Below are 18809 nucleotides of genomic sequence, written 5' to 3' on the forward strand. Positions count from 1 at the left end.
CATTACAGTTAATCAGGGTAGAACGACACGGACAGCACCTGATCCATCGACCACGGGCAGGCGTCGGGGAACACATCCAAGCCGGTCTCCTCAACGGCCTTGGAAACTGCATCAGCCCAAGTCCGGGCAATCCAGTTCTGATTGGACAAAGAGTTTTTAAGGCTAGGCGTATCGTTTAGCGCGGCGTCCAATGCCCGCCGTTGCTCCTTGATCGTGCGTTGCCAGCTTGAACCCCGTCGGCCCGACTGGTACTGCCACTTGAGCAGGTGAGCCAGAAGCACAGCCATCCGGTTCGCCAATTCACGTTGTTCGCTCTTGCCCACGTCCTCGATCTCCTCCGCGATGTGCTCGATGTCCAGAGCCGAGAACTGACCGGCGCGCAGCAGTGCGGCCTGTTCGTTGGCCCACGCCACCACGTCCTGTTCGTACTTGGTTCCCATTTACGTGCTCCACTAAGCTCAAAGCGTGTGAGGTTTTCATTATCACACACAGAGAGAGAGACCCACACTACCATTTGGCTCCCAAAAACAGCAGCGGATGTGACGTGTCCGCTGCACAAGCAACCATGAACAATATAATAACTAGTTCGTCCTGAACAATTAACTCTGCTCTGCGGTAAGTTCATGCCGCCGGCGCCATGTAAGCCTCGCGATTGAGCAGAGCAACCCGGATCAGGGCGTAAAAAAGCCGCAGCTTCCTGAAAATCATCCGCAGGTTGTGGCCGGCGCCGCACAGCACTGCATGGATGGCATTGCCTAGCGCCCCTTTAAGCCAGTTGCGATCGAGCTTGCCGTCTGCTTCATATGGCCAATGACCGGCTCGATTGCACTGCGCCGCCGGATCATTGCCCGCAATATAATCTCGCTGACGGCTTCCTACACCATTGTTTAGTTTGACTATTTTATTAGGCAGAAAACGCCCACACCTGCTTCCGGCCGTCTGTCCATACCATTTTCTAAGTTCTGGGGACAATACAGCAGGCCCCTACATGGGAATTCAAGTGCGAGCGCGGCGGCACGGGGCTCGCGGATTAGCAAAGCAGAGTTGGAGCCAACGCTCATTGGATCCCTTGCGTGGGAAGAAAAATCAAGGTGCAATTACAAGACACTGAGATAAGAATACAGTATTTGGATTAATGCATAATCTATTGATTTAATTATTTTTTATTAGTTACGCCTTATAGGAGTGCTGTTCTATTAACTGCGCTAAGCACCCGTTCGACGTCCTGTCCAATAAAGCCTATTAATTTAATGCATCTTTCAACGCTTTACCAGCACGAAACTTCGGCACTTTAGCCGCCTCAATCTTGATTGCCGCGCCAGTGCGGGGATTGCGCCCGGTGCGTGCGGTGCGCGTACCCAGTGCAAACGTGCCGAAGCCAACGAGTGTCACGCTGCCACCCTTCTTTAACGTCTCCTTGACGCCATCAATTAAGGCGTCCAGTGCGCGTCCCGCAGCGGCCTTCGAAATATCCGCTTGTTCTGCAATGTGATCGATCAGCTCCGTCTTGTTCATTCTCCACCCCTCGCGTTAGTCGGGTATGAGTTGTGGGCACATTCGTTGTGCGCCCGGGGTGATGCGCCGGCCGCGCGGAGCCATTAAAAGCAACTGAAACCGTCGTGTCAAGGCGATTCGCAGGCGTCTTCTGGAGATCTCCCTGAGCCCAAAAGAAAGCACCCCGCAGCTCACGCATGCAGGGTGTTTGAGCACATGATTGGGCCGCAGCAACCGGGTCGCCGTCGCCTCTTCACGCCACGTCACAGCACAACGCATCCAACGCATACGCGGCGTGGATGCGCCACGCCGATTTCAGTGCTTGACGACTTCGCTGCCCGCCTCCTTCGTCTGGCCATCCGCGACCGGTGCAGGCTTGGCGTCGTCTTCCGGCAGCGCATCCGGCATCCGTTCGAGCGCCAGTTCCAGCACCTTGTCGATCCAACGTACCGGCACGATCTCGATGCTGTTCTTCACCGCGTCCGGAATCTCGGCGAGATCCTTTACATTCTCTTCTGGAATCAGCACGAGCTTGATGCCGCCGCGGTGCGCAGCCAACAACTTTTCCTTCAATCCACCGATCGGCAGTACTTCGCCACGCAGCGTGATTTCACCGGTCATCGCCACGTCGGCACGCACCGGGATGCCAGTCAGCCCCGACACCAGCGCAGTCGTCATCGCTATGCCCGCGGACGGACCGTCCTTCGGCGTCGCGCCTTCCGGCACGTGAATGTGGATGTCCTTCTTCTCGAACGCCGCATCCGTGATGCCCAGCCGACGCGAGCGCGAACGCACGACCGAACGGGCAGCCTCGACGGATTCCTTCATCACGTCGCCGAGCGAGCCGGTACGAATCACGTTGCCCTTGCCGGGCATCAGCGCCGCCTCGATCGTCAGCAAGTCGCCGCCAACTTCCGTCCATGCCAGGCCCGTGACCTGGCCAATCTGGTTTTCCTTTGCCGCCAGCCCGAAGTCGAACTTGCGCACGCCCAGGAACGTATCCAGGTTACCGCCATCGACCGTGATCGCGCCGTCCGCCTTCTTCAGCAGCAGCATCTTCACGACCTTGCGGCAGATCTTCGACACTTCGCGCTCGAGCGAGCGCACACCCGCCTCGCGCGTGTAGTAACGGATAATGTCGCGAATCGCCGCTTCGGTCACATCGATCTCGCCTTCCTTCAGCCCATTGTTGCGCTTTTGCTTAGGCAGCAGATAGCGCTGTGCGATGTTGACCTTTTCCTCCTCGGTGTAGCCCGACAGCCGGATCACTTCCATCCGATCCAGCAGCGGCGCCGGAATATTCAGCGAATTCGACGTCGCGACGAACATCACATCCGACAGATCGAAATCGACCTCGACGTAGTGATCCGCGAATGTGTGGTTCTGCTCCGGATCCAGCACCTCGAGCAACGCGGACGACGGGTCGCCGCGGTAGTCCATCCCCATCTTGTCGACTTCATCAAGCAGGAACAGCGGATTGCGTACACCCACCTTCGTCAGGCTCTGCAGGATCTTGCCCGGCATCGATCCGATGTAAGTGCGACGGTGGCCGCGGATCTCACTCTCGTCATGCACGCCGCCAAGCGCCATGCGCACGAACTTGCGATTCGTTGCGCGCGCAATTGACTGCCCAAGCGAGGTCTTGCCCACGCCGGGAGGCCCGACCAAACACAGGATCGGCGCCTTCACCTTGTCCACGCGTTGCTGGACTGCCAGATACTCAAGGATGCGCTCTTTCACCTTTTCGAGACCGAAATGGTCCTCGTCCAGCACGCGTTCGGCATTCGCCAGGTCGTTGCTGACCTTGCTCTTCTTGCGCCACGGCAGCCCGATCAACGTCTCGATGTAGTTGCGCACGACTGTGGCTTCGGCGGACATCGGCGACATCAGCTTCAGCTTCTTAAGCTCGGCATCCGCCTTTTTCTTTGCCTCCTTCGGCATACGCGCAGCCGTGATCCGCTTCTCGAGTTCCTCGATGTCAGCGCCATCCTCGCCCTCGCCAAGCTCCTTCTGGATCGCCTTGACCTGCTCGTTCAGGTAATACTCGCGCTGGCTCTTTTCCATCTGGCGCTTCACGCGCCCACGGATGCGCTTCTCGACCTGCAGGATGTCGATTTCGGCCTCGAGTTGCGCAAGCAAGTGCTCTAGGCGCTCAATGACAGGGAACATCTCTAGGATGTTCTGCTTCTGGTCCAGCTTCAGCGGCAGATGCGCAGCGATCGTATCGGCCAGGCGCCCCGCCTCGTCAATCCCGGACAGCGACGTCAAGATCTCAGGGGGAATCTTCTTGTTGAGTTTCACATACTGGTCAAACTGCGACACGATTGCGCGTCGCAGCGCCTCGGTCTCCGCGCTGTCGGCGCGGTCTGGCTCCAGCGGCATCAACTCGCACGAGAACATTGTCTCCTGCTCTTCAATCGACAACGTCTTCGCGCGCTGCAGCCCCTCGACCAGCACCTTCACCGTGCCGTCCGGCAGCTTCAGCATTTGCAGGATATTGGCGACACATCCGACCTCGTAAAGGTCCTTTTCGGTCGGTTCGTCCTTCGCAGCGGCCTTTTGCGCGACCAGCATAATGTGCTTGCCGCCTTCCATTGCCGCTTCGAGGGCCTTAATCGATTTCGGGCGGCCAACAAATAGCGGTATCACCATATGCGGGAACACGACCACATCCCGCAGCGGAAGCAGCGGCAAAGTGGTGCGTTCAGTCGGGAGAAGTTGGCTTCCTGACATTTCTATCCCCAGTGTGGAATCAATTCGTTCGAAAGTTGAGGCAATAACGCCGTATTGCAAGCTTCGGGGCGCGGACAGATGCAGAAACTTCCAATCCGAGTCGCAGGATGCGCAAAAGTTTTGGATCGCTCCACTTTAAACGAAACAAGCCGTCCACGTCGCCATGAACGGCCCCCGCCACGCAGGCGCGTCGCCGATCAATTGCTCCCAGCCACCTTTGGCGTGTCTTCATAGATCAGCAATGGTTTGCCATCACCGTCGATAACGTTCTCATCGATGATATCTTGCTGATCCCTTTAAGCGTCGGCAGCTCGTACATCACATCTAGCAATGCCTGTTCCAGGATCGAGCGCAAGCCACGCGCGCCGGTCTTGCGGCGAATCGCCTTTTTCGCGACCGCCTGTAGCGCCGTGGGCCGAATCTCAAGCTCCACCCGCTCCATGTTGAACAGCTTATGATACTGCTTGACCAACGCGTTCTTCGGCTCGACTAGGATTTTCATCAGCGCGGCCTCGTCGAGCTTGCCCAGCGTCGCGACAACCGGCAAGCGGCCAATGAGTTCGGGAATCAAGCCGAATTTGATCAAATCCTCCGGCTCGACATCCCGCAGCACCTCACCTGCATCGCGATCCTGCTTGCTCTTCACACTGGCCCCAAAACCAATGCCGGTCTTCTCGGTACGATCCGTGATCACTTTTTCGAGGCCATCAAACGCTCCCCCGCAAATGAACAGGATGTTGGTCGTATCGACCTGGATAAAGTCCTGGTTCGGATGCTTGCGGCCACCTTGCGGTGGCACCGAGGCCATCGTGCCCTCGACCAGCTTGAGCAGCGCCTGCTGCACACCTTCGCCCGATACGTCACGGGTAATCGACGGGTTGTCCGATTTGCGGCTGATCTTGTCGATCTCGTCGATGTAGACGATGCCGCGCTGGGCCTTCTCGACCTCGTAGTTACAATTTTGCAGCAGCTTCTGAATAATGTTTTCGACATCCTCGCCGACGTAGCCCGCCTCCGTCAACGTAGTCGCGTCCGCGATCACGAACGGCACGTTCAGCAGTCTTGCAAGCGTTTGCGCGAGCAGCGTCTTGCCTGACCCAGTCGGCCCGATCAACAGAATGTTGCTCTTGGACAACTCGACGTCGTCTTTCTTGTCGAGATGCTTCAGACGCTTGTAGTGGTTGTACACCGCCACCGCGAGAATCTTCTTCGCGCGCTCCTGCCCGATCACGTACTGATCGAGAATCTGTCGTATTTCCAGCGGGCTGGGCAGGTCCGACCGGGTGATACCCACGTCGCCGGACGCGCCGGCTGCCTCGTCACGGATGATTTCATTGCACAGGTCAATGCATTCGTCGCAAATGAAGACCGACGGTCCCGCAATGAGCTTTTTGACCTCGTGCTGACTCTTTCCGCAAAACGAGCAGTACAGCAGCTTCTCGCTATTCGAACCTTTCTTGTCCGCCATAAATATATAAGCCTCYKRAMACTTCTTTCACATCATACGCCGATTGACCACCCCCGGCAGTGCGGAACCGGTCATCAGTCCATTGTCGGCGGTTTTCTGGCGGCACCTATCGGTGAAATCCCGCCCAACCCAACAGCGGGTCCCTTTAACGAGTGCCGCATCACGGACGCTTATGCAGCACCTGGTCGATCAACCCATAGGCCTGCGCGTCCTCAGCTGACATGAAATTGTCGCGATCGGTATCCCGTTGGATCTGCTCAACCGGTTGCCCCGTATGCTGCGCGAGTAGGTTGTTCAGGCGCTCCTTCAGGAACAGGATTTCGCGCGCCTGAATTTCGATATCGGACGCCTGGCCGCGCGCGCCGCCCAGCGGCTGGTGAATCATCACGCGCGCATTAGGTAGCGCAATGCGCTTGCCTTTCGCGCCAGCGGCGAGCAGGAACGCGCCCATGCTGGCCGCCAGGCCCATACACAGCGTGGTCACATCCGGCTTGATAAACTGCATCGTATCGTAGATCGCCATGCCGGCCGACACTGAGCCGCCGGGGCTGTTAATGTACAGGCTGATGTCCTTGTCTGGATTTTCGCTCTCAAGGAACAGCAATTGAGCGACGACCAAATTCGCGGCCTGGTCGTTCACCTCGCCCACCAGAAAGACCAGCCGCTCCTTGAGCAGGCGCGAGTAGATATCGTAGGCACGCTCACCCCGGCCGCTCGTCTCGACGACCATCGGCACAAGGCCCAGGGCCTGGGCCTCAAAATCCCGGGGCGCGTGCGTGGCGAGTTGATTCAGCAAATCTGCGCGGAACGTCATGCGTCTGTCCTTCTGTATGGAGTTGTTCGATGCTTCGGTGATGCAACGATAACCGGAATGCAAAAACTGCGCACAAATGATAAACGGCGTTCGAAACCGTCTATCCGACCGTTTCGCCCGCCGCCCTATTGCGCTGCCGTTACGCCTGAGCCGCCTGCGAGGCGTTCGCCAGTTCCTCGAAGCCGACTTCCTTATCGGTCACCTTCGCCTTGCCCAGCACGAAGTCGACGACGTTGCTCTCGACTACGTACGCTTCCATCTCGGCAAGGCGCTGCTGGTTCGAATAATACCAGCGCACGACTTCCTTTGGGTCCTCATAGCTCTTCGCGAATTCGTCCACCTCGGCCCGGATCTGCTCGGGTTTCGCCTCCAGCTTATGCTCCTTGACCAACTCGGCCAGGATCAACCCAAGCTTCACGCGACGCTCGGCCTGCTCCTTGAACATCTCGGCCGGAATCGGGGCTTTCGCCGCATCGGGCACGCCGCGTTGCGCCAAATCCTGACGGGCCATTTCGACCAGACGCTGCTGGTCCTGCTCGATCAGCGCAGTCGGCGCATCCAACTCAGCGAGTTTTAACAGCGCATCCATGACCTGATTCTTCAGGATGGCCTGCGTGCGGCGCTTCGCCTCACGTTCCAGATTATCTTTGATCTCCGCCCGCATCTTCGCCAAGTCGCCATCCGCGATACCGAGCGACTTCGCAAATTCCGTGTCGATTTCGGGCTGATGCGGCCATTCGACCTTTTTGGCGGTGATCGTAAAACGCGCGGTCTTGCCAGCCACTTCCTTACCCTGATAATCATCGGGGAACTTCAAATCAAATTCTCGCGACTCGCCCGCCTTCAAGCCCAGCGCCGCCTGCTCGAACTCCGGCAGCATCCGGCCTTCGCCGAGCACGAACGCGAAGTCCTGCGCACTGCCGCCGGCAAACGCCTCGCCGTCGATCTTGCCCACAAAGTCGACTGTCACGCGATCGCCGCTCTGCGCGCTGACATCGTCGCCGCCTGTGCCATGCTCGCCCGCCTCGCCACGGGGGTGGAAATGCACCCGCTGCTTACGCAGGATTTCGAGGGTACGGTCGATCTCTGCGTCGCTGATCGTCGTCGTGGTCCGCTCGATTTCCGCGCTCGAGATGTCGCCGAGCTTCACTTCCGGATAGACCTCGAACGTCGCATCGAACGCATACGCATCGCCCTGCGCCGGCTCCTGCTTCGCCGCGAAGCTCGGTTGCCCCGCCACGCGTAGGTTCTCCGCGCGGCTGACGTCGAAGAACGCCTTGCCAATCTTGTCGCTGAGCACTTCCGCCTCAACCTGGCCGGCGTACTGCTGCGTGACCATCTTCAGCGGCACTTTGCCGGGACGGAAACCAGGCATGCGGACATTCTTTGCCAGCTTGCGGATACGCGCGTCGATTTCCTTTTGAACGACCTCCTTCGGCAGCGAAATCGTCACGCGCCGTTCGAGTTTGCCGAGGTTTTCTACAACGTTAGCCATGAATTCAATCCGTCCTAAAGTGTTCGAGCGTCTGGTTCTCCGTGCGCCAGGCGACCGGCGGCCCGATACCGGGGAACGCGCGCGGTGGCACAGCCAGTCGGGTCTGGAAAGCCAGGTAGTTTAGCAAACTATTGACGCGTGACATCGGAAATCGCGGTTTTATCCCGTTTGGCGCACGATTTTACCCGCGCGCCGTCGCGCCTGCCCTACGGCTGGCAGCGCGCGTCGCGTTTGATAAGCTCTCGGTTCACCCCGTTGCTGACCGGCCAACCCCAAGACGCTAGGAGACTGGTTGTTTCAATGCCTGCTTCTTTATCTAATCGTACCGACGCCCGCCCACCGGCCGCCACGGCTATGCAGCCATCCCATGTCGGGGCCCGTACCCAGCACGGCGCGTCGGTGATTGTCGTGGCACCGGTTCACCTTTCTACGCTAGACGCTTTAACAGGAGCAACATGACTTCTGCCGATCAATCCGGCCTGGCCCAATTCCTCACCTACCGCATACACGTGCTCAACAAGTTGTCCGAGCGCGGCATCAGCGAACTTTACCAGCGTAAAATCGGCATATCGATCGCTGAGGCGCGCGTGATCGCAGCCGTCGGCGCATTCGGGCCGTTCTCGGTCATCGAGCTGGCCCGGCACGCCAATCTCGACAAGAGCCAGGCAAGCCGCGCCGCGGAAGCGTTGATGCGGCGTGCGCTACTGCAACGCCAGGCAAGCCGCGACGATGGACGTATCGTCGTCGTGTCACTGACCCCGGCCGGGCGCGCGCTGTATCGCAAAATCATGCCGATCGCGCGGCGCTGGAACGACAATATGTTCGCCGTGCTTGGCGAGCGTGAGCATGCCCAATTGAGCCGGCTACTCGACAAAGTGATTGCCGCAGCACGCAACGCGGAGGCATCGACGGCACAGAAAACGACCAAGCCGCGCGCCAAACGCACGAGTGCGTCGCCACGCTAGCCGCGCTCGCGGCCTGCGCCGCGTGCATCGGGCGCAAGCCGGGCGGCCGCCTTGACGCCGGCGTCGAGCGCATACTCGGCGGCGGCATTCTGGTTGTCGAATACTGCGTCGATCGCCTGCCGCATGACCCACCCCTCGCGCAGCTTCGCGTCAAGCCGGGAAATGAAGTAAGTGGACGTCCATTCGCCCGGCCGCGTCGAACTCTGCATTGTGCGAACGATAAAATTGCCGACGATCCTTTCGGCCATCTGATTATCCTGCAAAGGGGTAGCGGGTTGCCAATGATCGCGGCACGATCGGCACGGCTGGCACGCAAGCGCAGCGCGGCCCGCTGCTCGCGCACGGCCCTCGCTGGCGCCCTAATGGCGGCCGCGAGATACGTCGACGGTGGATCTGTGGTGCGAGGAAGGGGACTCGAACCCCTACACCCTTGCGGGCGTCAGGACCTAAACCTGGTGCGTCTACCAATTTCGCCATCCTCGCATCCAGGGGCGCATTGCACGCCGCCCGGTTGTCGTGTTCTGCCGCGCCAAAAGGTCGGTCAGCCCGACTTAGACGCTGCAAGCGCAAGATTCTAACCGATTTGCCGCGCGTTGTCTGCACCGCGTGTACGGCCAATGCTAAACTTTGATGCTTTGCGCACGGTACACGCCGCGCGCGCTTTTGCATGTTTCGCTTCGCGTGAATATCGACGATTATTGCCAGCAAAAGGCGGCCCCGGCCGGATCCAGCACGTACTATGCGCTGCGGCAGGCGCCGTTGACCGCGCAGCCGTTGTTGACCGCGCTGTACGCATTGCATCGGGAATTGGCCGAAAGCGTCAGCGAAGTCAGTGATCCAGCCGTCGGGCGCGCCAAGCTCGCCTGGTGGCAACGCGAGTTCGGCGCCCTCGCACAGGACGCGCCAACCCATCCGGTGACGCAAGCCATCGCTCGCTATTACGCCAGCACGGCGCCGATCGAAGCGTTCATGACGTGGCTATCCGGTTACCAGATGGACCTGGATCAGGCACGCTATCTCGATTTCGCAGGGCTGCGCCGTTACGTGGAGCAGGTGGGCGCCGCATTGGCGAGTACCGTAGCCGGAGTGACCGCGCGCGAGCCGACCAGCCTGGCGTCATGGGCCCCGGCGCTCGGGCGGGCGTTGCTACTTGCCGATATCGTCGAGCGCACCGGCGAGGACGCACGGCGCGGCCGCATCTACATCCCGATCGACGAAATGCAGCGATTCGGCGTGACAGCCGCCGACATCCTGCATCGTCGCTACGGCGAAGGCTTCACGCAGTTAATGTCGTTTCAGGTCGAGCGTGCGCGTCGCGCGCTCACCGATGCGCTCGGCGCGATACCGGCCGTCGAGCGCCGGACGCAGCGTGTGCTCCGCGCACAAGCCGCCATGTCGTTGGCACTGCTGCGCGAACTCGAGGCGGAAGACTATCGCGTGCTGCATCAGCGCATCGCACTAACGCCGCTGCGCAAGTTGTGGATTGCCTGGCGCACGCACTGACGCACTGGCGCCCGCAACGGCACCCATCCCTGGGCGCCCGTCGTCTCTGGGCGCTTGCTCAGCGTAACACCCCCGGCAACGTATCGAACCGTGCACCAAGCACGGAGGCCGCCTCGATACCCCACCCTTGCTGCAACACCGTCGCATAGAGCGAGCGGAAATCGATACCGAAGGGCAGATGGCCGTCACCATCGAGCTGGTTCAGTTGCGGCGCGACACCATGGAATCCGCCTTGCGCGCGATCCCGATCGTCGGCCTCAGCTGCCGATAACGCGGATCCTCATACGGAATAACCGTGTTCAACGCATCATTGCCACCATTGAGCTCGATCAGGATCAACGTCATCCGATAGACCGGCACCTCGGGGCCCGCCATGCGTGCGGCAACCGTCGCATGGCGGGCCCACGCCGTAAGCAACGGCGAGCCGAGTGCGCCCAGCGCGGCGCCACTGATAAGAAATTGTCTCCGGTGCACGATCTAGCAAGGTTGGCTGGCGTTCAAAACCCTTGATGGAGATCCGTCAGCGCCGCGGCGTCAATGATCGCGCGGCAGCCAAGCTTATCGCTTGTACAGTTCGCGCACGGCATCTTCGATATGCTGGCGCAGCAGTTGCCGCTCCTCCGGTGTCATGCGCCCATCGCGTCTGCGCTGCTGGTCGAACTCGGCAGGCACGGCGGAGCGATTCGCCGCCTCGCTGGCGGGCGGCTGGGCCGGCTTGGGCGGCGTGTACCGGTGTCGCCCCTTGGGGGATGAAGGCCGCTCGCGGTTATCTTGCGCAAACGCCGGGCTCGTGTAGACGATCGTGCCGGTGACGGCGCCGCCCAGGGCAAGCCCGAGCGCACCTGCCCTCACGTATCGCACCCACCTCGTCATGTCGTTCCCTTCGTTGCTTGCGACAATATTTTGCTCTTCGTTGCGACCATAAGACCCTTGCTTATAACGAAGTCTACGCGTGGCCGGTTTACCACATACGCCGGCATGGGTAAATTCTGTAACCTTATGTAACCCTATAATGAAGCCCAACTCATGTCCGGCCCTAACGCGCTAAGATTCCGCCATGGAAACCAAAAGCCCATCTAAAATCCTCGTGGTCGATGACGATCCCCGTTTGCGCGACCTGTTGCGTCGCTATCTAGGCGAACAGGGTTTCAATGTATACGTGGCGGAAAACGCACCTTCAATGAACAAGCTGTGGGTGCGCGAGCGCTTCGACCTGCTCGTGCTCGACCTAATGCTGCCTGGCGAGGACGGCCTATCGATCTGCCGCCGCTTGCGCGGCAGCAACGACCGCACGCCGATCATCATGCTCACGGCAAAGGGAGAGGATGTGGATCGCATCGTTGGCCTCGAGATGGGTGCAGACGATTATCTCCCGAAACCGTTCAACCCTCGCGAGCTTGTTGCGCGCATTCATGCAGTATTGCGTCGCCAAGCGCCATCGGAGTTGCCCGGCGCGCCATCGGAGACGGCGGAAGTGTTCGAGTTCGGCGAGTTCGCGTTGAACCTGGCCACCCGCACGTTGACCAAGAACGGCCAGGAGATCCCGCTGACCACCGGCGAGTTTTCGGTGCTGAAGGTGTTTGCGCGCCAGCCTCGCCAGCCGCTGTCGCGAGAAAAGCTGATGGAGCTAGCGCGCGGGCGTGAATACGAGGTGTTCGACCGCAGCCTCGATGTGCAGATCTCGCGGCTGCGTAAGCTGATCGAGCCCGATCCGGGCAGCCCGCGCTTCATCCAGACCGTGTGGGGCCTAGGCTACGTGTTTATTCCCGATGGCGCCGCCTAAGCACGCACCGCGCGATACACGCGCCGGCTTGATAGATTGCTTCACTAACGCTCTCCTACGATGCGCATCGACCGCCGGTTACTGACGCTCGCGTTCGGCGGCTTATTCTGGCGCACCTTCTTGCTGATTGCCCTGTTGATCGCAGTGAGCCTGGCCGCATGGTTCCAGAGCTTCCGGGTGATCGAGCGCGAACCGCGTGCCGAGCGCGTCGCGATGCAACTGGTGGCGATCGTTAAGCTCACGCGCACTGCGCTGCTGTACTCCGACCCGGATCTGCGTCGTGCGCTGCTGCAGGACCTGGAAAGCAACGAGGGCGTGCGGGTTTACCCGCGTGAGGCCACCGACAAGTACACGCTGCAGCCGGACGAATCATTGACGCGGCTGATCGAGAAGAATATTCGCGCACGGCTCGGCGAGGACACCATCATCGCCCAGTCGGTCAATGACATACCGGGCGTGTGGATCAGCTTCAAAATCGATGACGACGACTACTGGGTCGCGCTGGATCGGGAACAGCTCGACAACGTCACCGGTCTACAATGGTTCGGCTGGGGCACGTTTGCGCTGGCACTATCGCTGTTCGGGGCGGCATTCATCACAAGCCTAGTAAATCGGCCGTTCTCGCGCCTGGCGATGGCGGCGAGCCGGGTCGGCCAGGGGCAGACGCCGGAGCCGCTGCCCGAGCGTGGGCTCGGTGTCGCAGCAGAGACAAACCGCAGCTTTAACCAGATGGTTCGCGATTTGCAGCAACTCGAGGCAGACCGCGCGCTGATGCTTGCCGGCATCTCGCACGATTTGCGCACGCCGCTGGCCCGCCTGCGGCTCGAAACCGAAATGAGCCCGTCAGACGATACGACGAAAGTCGCGATGATTGATGATATCGAGCAGATGGACAGAATCATCGGTCGTTTCCTCGACTATGCGCGTCCGGTGCAGCGTGCACCAGAGCGCGTCGATCTATCCGTGATCGCCAGCGAAGCGGTCGCGCGCATGGCGTCGGAAGACGGCGTACGCATCACCACGCGGCTATCGCAAGGCGCGATGGTCGATGCGGACGCGACGGATCTGCGCCGCGTAGTCGGCAACTTGATCGAAAACGCACGCAAGTACGGGCGCAGTGCGAATGATGACATCCCGCACATCACGATAGAGACGCAGCTTGTGCATGCCCGCGTCGAGTTGTCGGTGTTGGACGAGGGCCCGGGCATCCCAGATGACCAACTCAGTCTGGTGACCCGTCCGTTCTACCGCGTCGACACGGCCCGCAGCCAGGCAGATGGCACCGGGCTGGGCATGGCAATCGTGCAGCGACTCGTCAGCCGCTACCGTGGTTCACTGCGGCTGCGCAACCGCGTGCCCGGTCCGGGGCTAGAGGTCACGATCGATTTTCCGCTCAGCCGCAATGGCCGTCCGGAACCGGTCTGATACGCGCCTCGGCGCATGAGGGCCGCCCTCGGCGCAGCGCCGAGGCATAGCCCCATTGCACCTGCGGGCGAATGCCGGCGCGCGGCAGCGCCCGACGCCGCGCTGCTGCCGCAGCCGCGGCGCCTCAATGGCTGGCGAGTAGCACCACGGCCTGTGCCTCAATGGCCTCGCCGCGGCCAAGATAGCCCAGCTTTTCGTTGGTCTTCGCCTTGACGTTGACCGCGTTGCCATCCAGGCCAAGATCCGCCGCAATGTTCTCGCACATCGCCGGAATGTGTTTGCCCAGCTTGGGTTGCTGCGCGATCACCGTGCTGTCCACGTTGACGATGCGATAGCCCGCCTGCGCCACTCGCCGCGCCGCCTCGCGCAGCAGCACGCGGCTGTCGGCGCCGGCAAAGTGCGCATCGGTATCGGGGAAATGACGGCCGATATCGCCCAGCGCCGCAGCGCCGAGCAGCGCATCGGTGATCGCGTGCAGCAGCGCATCGGCGTCCGAATGGCCGAGCAGCCCGCGTTCATAGGGCACCATCACGCCACCGAGCACCAGCGGCCGCCCCGGCACGAGCGCATGCACGTCGTAGCCCTGGCCAATTCGTAAATTCATTCGTCATTCTCCTGCTGGGTTGAGTGGACTGAGCGCTGCGGCAAGCGGAGCGCGGGGCGCGCAGGCGTGGCAGTGCTCAGCGCGCCGCATCCTGCATGAGGAACGCTTCGGCCAACGCAAAATCGTCCGGATACGTCACCTTGAAGTTGCGCAAGCTGCCCTGCACGACCCGGGGCGCGTAGCCGAGCGATTCGAGCGCGGAAGCCTCGTCGGTCACCGCATGGCCACGCGCCTGTGCCTGCACGAGCGCCTCGCGCAGCGGGCCGATACGAAACATTTGCGGCGTTTGCGCCTGCCACAGGTTGTCGCGCGGCTCGGTCGCGCCGATACGCGGCGTTGCCGGGCCGTTGCTGCCCGCAGGACACTGCGACGGATTGACCCGCTTGAGCGTGTCAGCCACCGGCATCGCCATGATGCCGCCCACCGGGTCGTCCCGCACGGCGGCCACCAGCGCGCGGATCAACTCCGGCGTGATGCCCGGTCGCGCTGCGTCATGAACCAGAACCCAGTCATCGTCGCGCGCGCCGAATTCGGCCAGCGCGAGCAGCCCGTTGTACACCGATGCATGCCGGCTTTCGCCGCCGCAGCGCTTGACCGCGTAGCGCAACGCGCCCAAGCGCCGTGGATCGAAATAGCCGTCGTCGGGTGCGAGCACCACTAGGGTTTGGGTAAACTCCGAGCATGCATCGAAAGCCGCCAACGAGTAGTACAACAGGTTGCGGCCGGCAATCGTCCGGTACTGCTTCGGGATTGGCGAGCCCGCGCGCGAGCCGGTGCCGGCGCAGGGAATCAGGGCAAACAGGCGGGAGGTCACGAAAGTCGCACAATCCGTGCAAAGTCAAAATGTAAGACGGATTTTATAATAGACGATTAAAGTTGCCGCCCGCAGCCCTCATTGCCTGCTCATGCCCGATTATTCCGCTACCCTGCCCGATTCACCGCCCGCCCCGTTCGCCTGCCCCGTTCCATTCATCAAGGAGGGCCAGCGCTATGCATTCGATGGCGCCTCAGGATCCGCCGATGCGCTGGCGATTGCGCGCTACCATTTAGCGTATCGCGACCGCATGCCGATGCTTGCGCTGATCTGCGCAAGCGCGGTCGATGCGCAGCGCCTGCAGCAGGAAATCGGCTGCTTCGCGCCCGACGTGCGCGTGCGGCTTCTACCCGACTGGGAAACCCTACCGTACGATACCTTCTCGCCGCATCAGGACCTGGTGTCGGAGCGTCTCGCCACGCTGCACGACCTGGGCGAAGGCCGCTGCGACATCCTGGTCGTGCCGGCCACGACCGCATTGTATCGGATGCCGCCGGCCACGTTCATGGCCGCGTACACCTTCGAATTCAAGCAAGGCCAGCGGCTGGACGAAGCCAAGCTCAAGTCACGGCTCACGCTGGCCGGCTACGAGCACGTGAGCCAGGTCGTGCGTCCGGGCGAATACTGCGTGCGCGGCTCGCTGATCGATTTGTTCCCAATGGGCTCGTCGCTGCCGTACCGGATCGACCTGTTCGACGACCAGATTGATTCGATTCGCGCGTTCGATCCCGATACGCAGCGCAGTCTTTACCCGGTGCACGACGTACGCCTGCTGCCGGGACGCGAGTTCCCGTTCGACGAGGCTGCGCGCACGGCGTTTCGCAGTCGATGGCGCGCCGAATTCGAAGGCGATCCGTCACGCGCGCCGATCTATAAGGACATCGGCAATGGCGTGCCGTCGGCGGGTATCGAATACTACCTGCCACTGTTCTTCGAGGACACCGCGACGCTGTTCCACTATCTGCCCGAGCACACACATTTGGTACTAGTCGGCGATATCGAGGCGTCGATCCGGCAGTTCAGCGCCGAGACAAAGCAACGGCACGCGTTTCTGTCGCATGAGCGCGAGCGTCCGATTCTAGCGCCTGCGCGACTGTTCCTATCCGAGCAGGACTTCTTCACATTGGCCAAGCCGTTTGCGCGGCTCTCGCTCGGCACGAAATCCTCGGACGACGCCCAGCGCTGGTCGATGCCGCTGCCCTCGCTGGCAATCGACCGGCACGCGCAGGATCCAGTTGACGCACTGCGCCGCTATCTCGGCACGGCAGGCCATCGGGTTCTGCTCGTCGCGGAGTCAGCCGGACGCCGCGAGACCCTCTCTCAATTGCTCGTCGATCACCATCTGCGAGCGTCGCTGTTCGATTCGTTCGACGCGTTCGTACAAGGCGACGCGCCGTTTGGGTTAGCCGTCGCGCCCGTTGCATCCGGCTTCGTGCTACCGGCCGAGCATATTGCGCTGGTCACCGAAACCGAGCTGTACGGGCCGCTTGCACGCCGTGCCAGCCGGAGACGCCAGGAACAGGCCAGCGACGTCGATTCGATGGTGCGCGATCTGTCTGAGCTGAAGGTCGGCGACCCTGTCGTTCACAGCCAGCACGGTGTCGGACGGTACATGGGCCTGGTGACGATGGACTTAGGCGAAGGCGACACCGAGTTCCTGCACTTGGCGTATCAGGGCGACAGCAAGCTGTACGTGCCGGTGTCGCAGTTGCACGTGATCTCTCGCTACGGCGGCGCCGATCCGGACAGCGCACCGCTGCACGCGCTCGGCTCGGGCCAATGGGAAAAAGCCAAGCGGCGCGCCGCCCAGCAGATCCGCGATACCGCAGCAGAGCTGCTGAACCTATATGCGCGCCGCGCAGCGCGCCAGGGCCATGCGTTCGCGCTGGACCCGCGCGACTACGTGCGCTTTGCAGAAAGCTTTGGTTTCGACGAGACGCCGGACCAGGCCGCCGCCATCGCCGCGGTGATCGGCGATATGACCAGTGGCAAGCCAATGGACCGGCTGGTGTGCGGCGACGTCGGGTTCGGCAAGACCGAAGTGGCGCTGCGCGCAGCCTTCATCGCGGTGCTCGGCGGCAAGCAGGTGGCGTTGTTGTCGCCGACGACGCTGCTGGCCGAGCAGCACGTGCAGACCTTCACTGACCGTTTTGCCGACTGGCCGGTGCGCATCGCCGAGTTATCGCGCTTCAAGTCCACCAAGGAGGTCAATGCCGCGATCCAGGCGATCAACGACGGCAATGTCGACATTGTGATCGGCACCCACAAGCTGCTGTCCGCTGATGTGCGCTTCAAGCGCCTGGGGCTCGTGATTATCGACGAGGAGCACCGCTTCGGCGTGCGGCAAAAAGAAGCCCTCAAGGCGCTGCGCGCGGAAGTGGACGTGCTGACATTGACCGCTACGCCGATCCCTCGCACGCTGGGCATGGCGCTGGAAGGGTTGCGGGACTTCTCGGTGATCGCCACTGCACCGCAAAAGCGCCTGGCGATCAAGACCTTTGTGCGGCGCGAGGAAGACAGCGTGATCCGCGAGGCGATGTTGCGCGAGCTTAAGCGCGGTGGCCAGGTTTACTTTCTGCATAACGAGGTCGAGTCGATCGACAGCCGCCGCGCGGCGCTCGAAGCGCTGGTGCCCGAAGCCCGCATCGCGGTGGCGCACGGCCAGATGCACGAGCGCGATCTCGAACGCGTGATGCGCGACTTCGTCGCGCAACGGGCCAACGTGCTGCTGTGCACGACAATCATTGAAACCGGGATCGACGTGCCGAGCGCCAACACGATCCTCATTCATCGCGCCGATAAATTTGGCCTGGCCCAGCTGCACCAGTTGCGGGGCCGTGTCGGTCGCTCCCATCACCAAGCGTACGCCTACTTGCTGGTCAACGACCCGCAGTCGCTGAGCCGGCAGGCGCAGCGCCGCCTCGAGGCGATTCAGCAAATGGAGGAGCTGGGGGCCGGCTTTTATCTCGCGATGCATGATCTGGAGATCCGCGGCACCGGGGAGGTGCTGGGCGAGAAGCAGTCAGGCGACATCCAGGAAATTGGCTTCCAACTCTATACCGATATGCTCAATGACGCCGTGCGCGCGTTAAAGGATGGCCGCGAGCCGGACTTGAACGCGCCGCTGGCCGCCACCACCGAGATCAACCTACATATGCCGGCAATCCTGCCGGCCGATTATTGCAGCGACGTGCAGGAGCGCCTGTCACTGTACAAGCGCCTGGCTAATTGCGAAGCAGGCGAGGCCATCGACGGCATCCATGAAGAGCTGATCGACCGCTTCGGCAAGCTGCCGGTACAGGCGCAGGCGCTGATTGAAACGCATCGACTGCGGCTGGCCGCCAAGCCGCTAGGCATTATCAAGATCGACGCGGCGGAAAGCGCGATTGGGCTGCAATTCGTCCCGAATCCACCGATCGACGCGATGCGCATCATCGAAATGGTGCAAAAGCACCGGCACATTAAGCTGGCGGGGCAAGACAAGTTGCGGATCGAGTTGCACAGTCCTGACCTGGCGAGCCGGATCGCGACGGTTAAGGAAACGCTGCGGGCGTTAGGCGCACCGGGCAAGCAGCGGACCAACGCATGAGCGGCGCCACGCTGTGCCGCTCATGCACGGCGCACAACCGCCTGAGTCAACGCTTGAGTCAAACTCCGTGCGCACGGCGCTAACGGAATTGATGCCTCGCCGCTTTGGAACGGATTCGTTTT

Annotated in this window: 15 protein-coding genes, 1 tRNA gene and 2 pseudogenes; 5 read left to right on the forward strand and 13 right to left on the reverse strand. The window is 61.4% G+C overall.

Going from position 1 to position 18809, the window contains the following annotated elements; all coding sequences use genetic code 11:
- Positions 1 to 8: 8 nt before the first annotated feature.
- From RBRH_RS07125 to tig, 7 genes and pseudogenes are all read right to left on the reverse strand, one after another.
- The gene (locus RBRH_RS07125) at positions 9 to 440 is read right to left on the reverse strand and encodes a DUF29 domain-containing protein (RefSeq protein WP_013435432.1); all 432 of its coding nucleotides are present in this window, start codon (positions 438 to 440) and stop codon (positions 9 to 11) included.
- Positions 441 to 621: 181 nt separating this feature from the next.
- Positions 622 to 854 (reverse strand): annotated as a pseudogene (locus RBRH_RS18830) (IS5/IS1182 family transposase); the annotation flags it as partial.
- A 388-nt stretch (positions 855 to 1242) separates the two neighbouring features.
- A complete protein-coding gene (locus tag RBRH_RS07135; protein ID WP_013435434.1) occupies positions 1243 to 1515 on the reverse strand; it encodes an HU family DNA-binding protein in 273 nt (90 codons plus the stop codon).
- A 294-nt stretch (positions 1516 to 1809) separates the two neighbouring features.
- On the reverse strand, positions 1810 to 4227 hold the full coding sequence (gene lon / locus RBRH_RS07140; protein ID WP_041753573.1) for an endopeptidase La: 2418 nt from the start codon (positions 4225 to 4227) through the stop codon (positions 1810 to 1812).
- A gap of 197 nt (positions 4228 to 4424) precedes the next feature.
- Positions 4425 to 5695: pseudogene (gene clpX, locus RBRH_RS07145) on the reverse strand (ATP-dependent Clp protease ATP-binding subunit ClpX).
- 160 nt (positions 5696 to 5855) lie between these two features.
- Positions 5856 to 6509: an ATP-dependent Clp endopeptidase proteolytic subunit ClpP gene (gene clpP / locus RBRH_RS07150; RefSeq protein WP_041753575.1), complete on the reverse strand. Its 654-nt coding sequence runs from the start codon at positions 6507 to 6509 to the stop codon at positions 5856 to 5858.
- A 139-nt stretch (positions 6510 to 6648) separates the two neighbouring features.
- A complete protein-coding gene (gene tig / locus RBRH_RS07155) occupies positions 6649 to 8004 on the reverse strand; it encodes a trigger factor (protein ID WP_013435438.1) in 1356 nt (451 codons plus the stop codon).
- A gap of 455 nt (positions 8005 to 8459) precedes the next feature.
- Between tig and RBRH_RS07160 the strand changes: the two genes are divergently transcribed.
- Positions 8460 to 8969, forward strand: coding sequence for a MarR family winged helix-turn-helix transcriptional regulator (locus RBRH_RS07160; protein WP_013435440.1), 510 nt, complete (start codon positions 8460 to 8462; stop codon positions 8967 to 8969).
- On the opposite strand, the gene RBRH_RS07165 is transcribed toward RBRH_RS07160, so the two are convergent.
- Together RBRH_RS07165 and RBRH_RS07170 are read right to left on the reverse strand one after the other, a co-directional pair.
- Positions 8966 to 9178 (reverse strand): hypothetical protein, encoded by a 213-nt coding sequence (locus RBRH_RS07165; RefSeq protein WP_162145550.1) that lies wholly within the window; start codon positions 9176 to 9178, stop codon positions 8966 to 8968. The two genes, RBRH_RS07160 and RBRH_RS07165, sit on opposite strands and share 4 nt — an antisense overlap.
- A gap of 187 nt (positions 9179 to 9365) precedes the next feature.
- Positions 9366 to 9452: transfer RNA gene (locus tag RBRH_RS07170), tRNA-Leu, on the reverse strand.
- A 198-nt stretch (positions 9453 to 9650) separates the two neighbouring features.
- Here RBRH_RS07170 and RBRH_RS07175 point away from each other — a divergent pair.
- Positions 9651 to 10472, forward strand: coding sequence for a squalene/phytoene synthase family protein (locus RBRH_RS07175; protein WP_041754293.1), 822 nt, complete (start codon positions 9651 to 9653; stop codon positions 10470 to 10472).
- A 201-nt stretch (positions 10473 to 10673) separates the two neighbouring features.
- On the opposite strand, the gene RBRH_RS07180 is transcribed toward RBRH_RS07175, so the two are convergent.
- Positions 10674 to 10946, reverse strand: coding sequence for a hypothetical protein (locus RBRH_RS07180; protein ID WP_013435443.1), 273 nt, complete (start codon positions 10944 to 10946; stop codon positions 10674 to 10676).
- Positions 10947 to 11030: 84 nt separating this feature from the next.
- Positions 11031 to 11345 carry a hypothetical protein gene (locus RBRH_RS07185; protein ID WP_041753580.1) on the reverse strand — a complete coding sequence of 105 codons (315 nt, stop codon included), beginning with the start codon at positions 11343 to 11345 and terminating at the stop codon, positions 11031 to 11033.
- A gap of 184 nt (positions 11346 to 11529) precedes the next feature.
- On the opposite strand from RBRH_RS07185, the gene ompR reads away from it, so the two are divergent.
- Together ompR and RBRH_RS07195 are read left to right on the forward strand one after the other, a co-directional pair.
- Positions 11530 to 12255, forward strand: a complete 726-nt coding sequence (gene ompR, locus RBRH_RS07190) for an osmolarity response regulator transcription factor OmpR (RefSeq protein WP_013435445.1) — start codon at positions 11530 to 11532, stop codon at positions 12253 to 12255.
- Positions 12256 to 12315: 60 nt separating this feature from the next.
- On the forward strand, positions 12316 to 13680 hold the full coding sequence (locus tag RBRH_RS07195) for an ATP-binding protein (RefSeq protein ID WP_013435446.1): 1365 nt from the start codon (positions 12316 to 12318) through the stop codon (positions 13678 to 13680).
- A gap of 124 nt (positions 13681 to 13804) precedes the next feature.
- On the opposite strand, the gene ispF is transcribed toward RBRH_RS07195, so the two are convergent.
- Positions 13805 to 14284, reverse strand: coding sequence for a 2-C-methyl-D-erythritol 2,4-cyclodiphosphate synthase (ispF, locus tag RBRH_RS07200; protein ID WP_013435447.1), 480 nt, complete (start codon positions 14282 to 14284; stop codon positions 13805 to 13807).
- 76 nt (positions 14285 to 14360) lie between these two features.
- The gene (gene ispD, locus RBRH_RS07205) at positions 14361 to 15098 is read right to left on the reverse strand and encodes a 2-C-methyl-D-erythritol 4-phosphate cytidylyltransferase (RefSeq protein WP_013435448.1); all 738 of its coding nucleotides are present in this window, start codon (positions 15096 to 15098) and stop codon (positions 14361 to 14363) included.
- 91 nt (positions 15099 to 15189) lie between these two features.
- On the opposite strand from ispD, the gene mfd reads away from it, so the two are divergent.
- Positions 15190 to 18687 carry a transcription-repair coupling factor gene (gene mfd, locus RBRH_RS07210; RefSeq protein ID WP_013435449.1) on the forward strand — a complete coding sequence of 1166 codons (3498 nt, stop codon included), beginning with the start codon at positions 15190 to 15192 and terminating at the stop codon, positions 18685 to 18687.
- The last annotated feature ends 122 nt before the right edge of the window (positions 18688 to 18809 follow it).

Source organism: Mycetohabitans rhizoxinica HKI 454, assembly GCF_000198775.1.
GTDB classification, from domain to species: Bacteria; Pseudomonadota; Gammaproteobacteria; order Burkholderiales; family Burkholderiaceae; genus Mycetohabitans; species Mycetohabitans rhizoxinica.

Bases quoted from the DNA above. Each gene is read 5' to 3' on its own strand.
- tig (WP_013435438.1), bottom strand. From the start codon at position 8,004: ATGGCTAACGTTGTAGAAAACCTCGGCAAACTCGAACGGCGCGTGACG.
- RBRH_RS07185 (WP_041753580.1), bottom strand. From the start codon at position 11,345: ATGACGAGGTGGGTGCGATACGTGAGGGCAGGTGCGCTCGGGCTTGCC.
- RBRH_RS07165 (WP_162145550.1), bottom strand. From the start codon at position 9,178: ATGCAGAGTTCGACGCGGCCGGGCGAATGGACGTCCACTTACTTCATT.
- lon (WP_041753573.1), bottom strand. From the start codon at position 4,227: ATGTCAGGAAGCCAACTTCTCCCGACTGAACGCACCACTTTGCCGCTG.
- ompR (WP_013435445.1), top strand. From the start codon at position 11,530: ATGGAAACCAAAAGCCCATCTAAAATCCTCGTGGTCGATGACGATCCC.
- clpP (WP_041753575.1), bottom strand. From the start codon at position 6,509: ATGACGTTCCGCGCAGATTTGCTGAATCAACTCGCCACGCACGCGCCC.
- RBRH_RS07135 (WP_013435434.1), bottom strand. From the start codon at position 1,515: ATGAACAAGACGGAGCTGATCGATCACATTGCAGAACAAGCGGATATT.
- RBRH_RS07125 (WP_013435432.1), bottom strand. From the start codon at position 440: ATGGGAACCAAGTACGAACAGGACGTGGTGGCGTGGGCCAACGAACAG.
- RBRH_RS07160 (WP_013435440.1), top strand. From the start codon at position 8,460: ATGACTTCTGCCGATCAATCCGGCCTGGCCCAATTCCTCACCTACCGC.
- ispF (WP_013435447.1), bottom strand. From the start codon at position 14,284: ATGAATTTACGAATTGGCCAGGGCTACGACGTGCATGCGCTCGTGCCG.
- mfd (WP_013435449.1), top strand. From the start codon at position 15,190: ATGCCCGATTATTCCGCTACCCTGCCCGATTCACCGCCCGCCCCGTTC.
- RBRH_RS07195 (WP_013435446.1), top strand. From the start codon at position 12,316: ATGCGCATCGACCGCCGGTTACTGACGCTCGCGTTCGGCGGCTTATTC.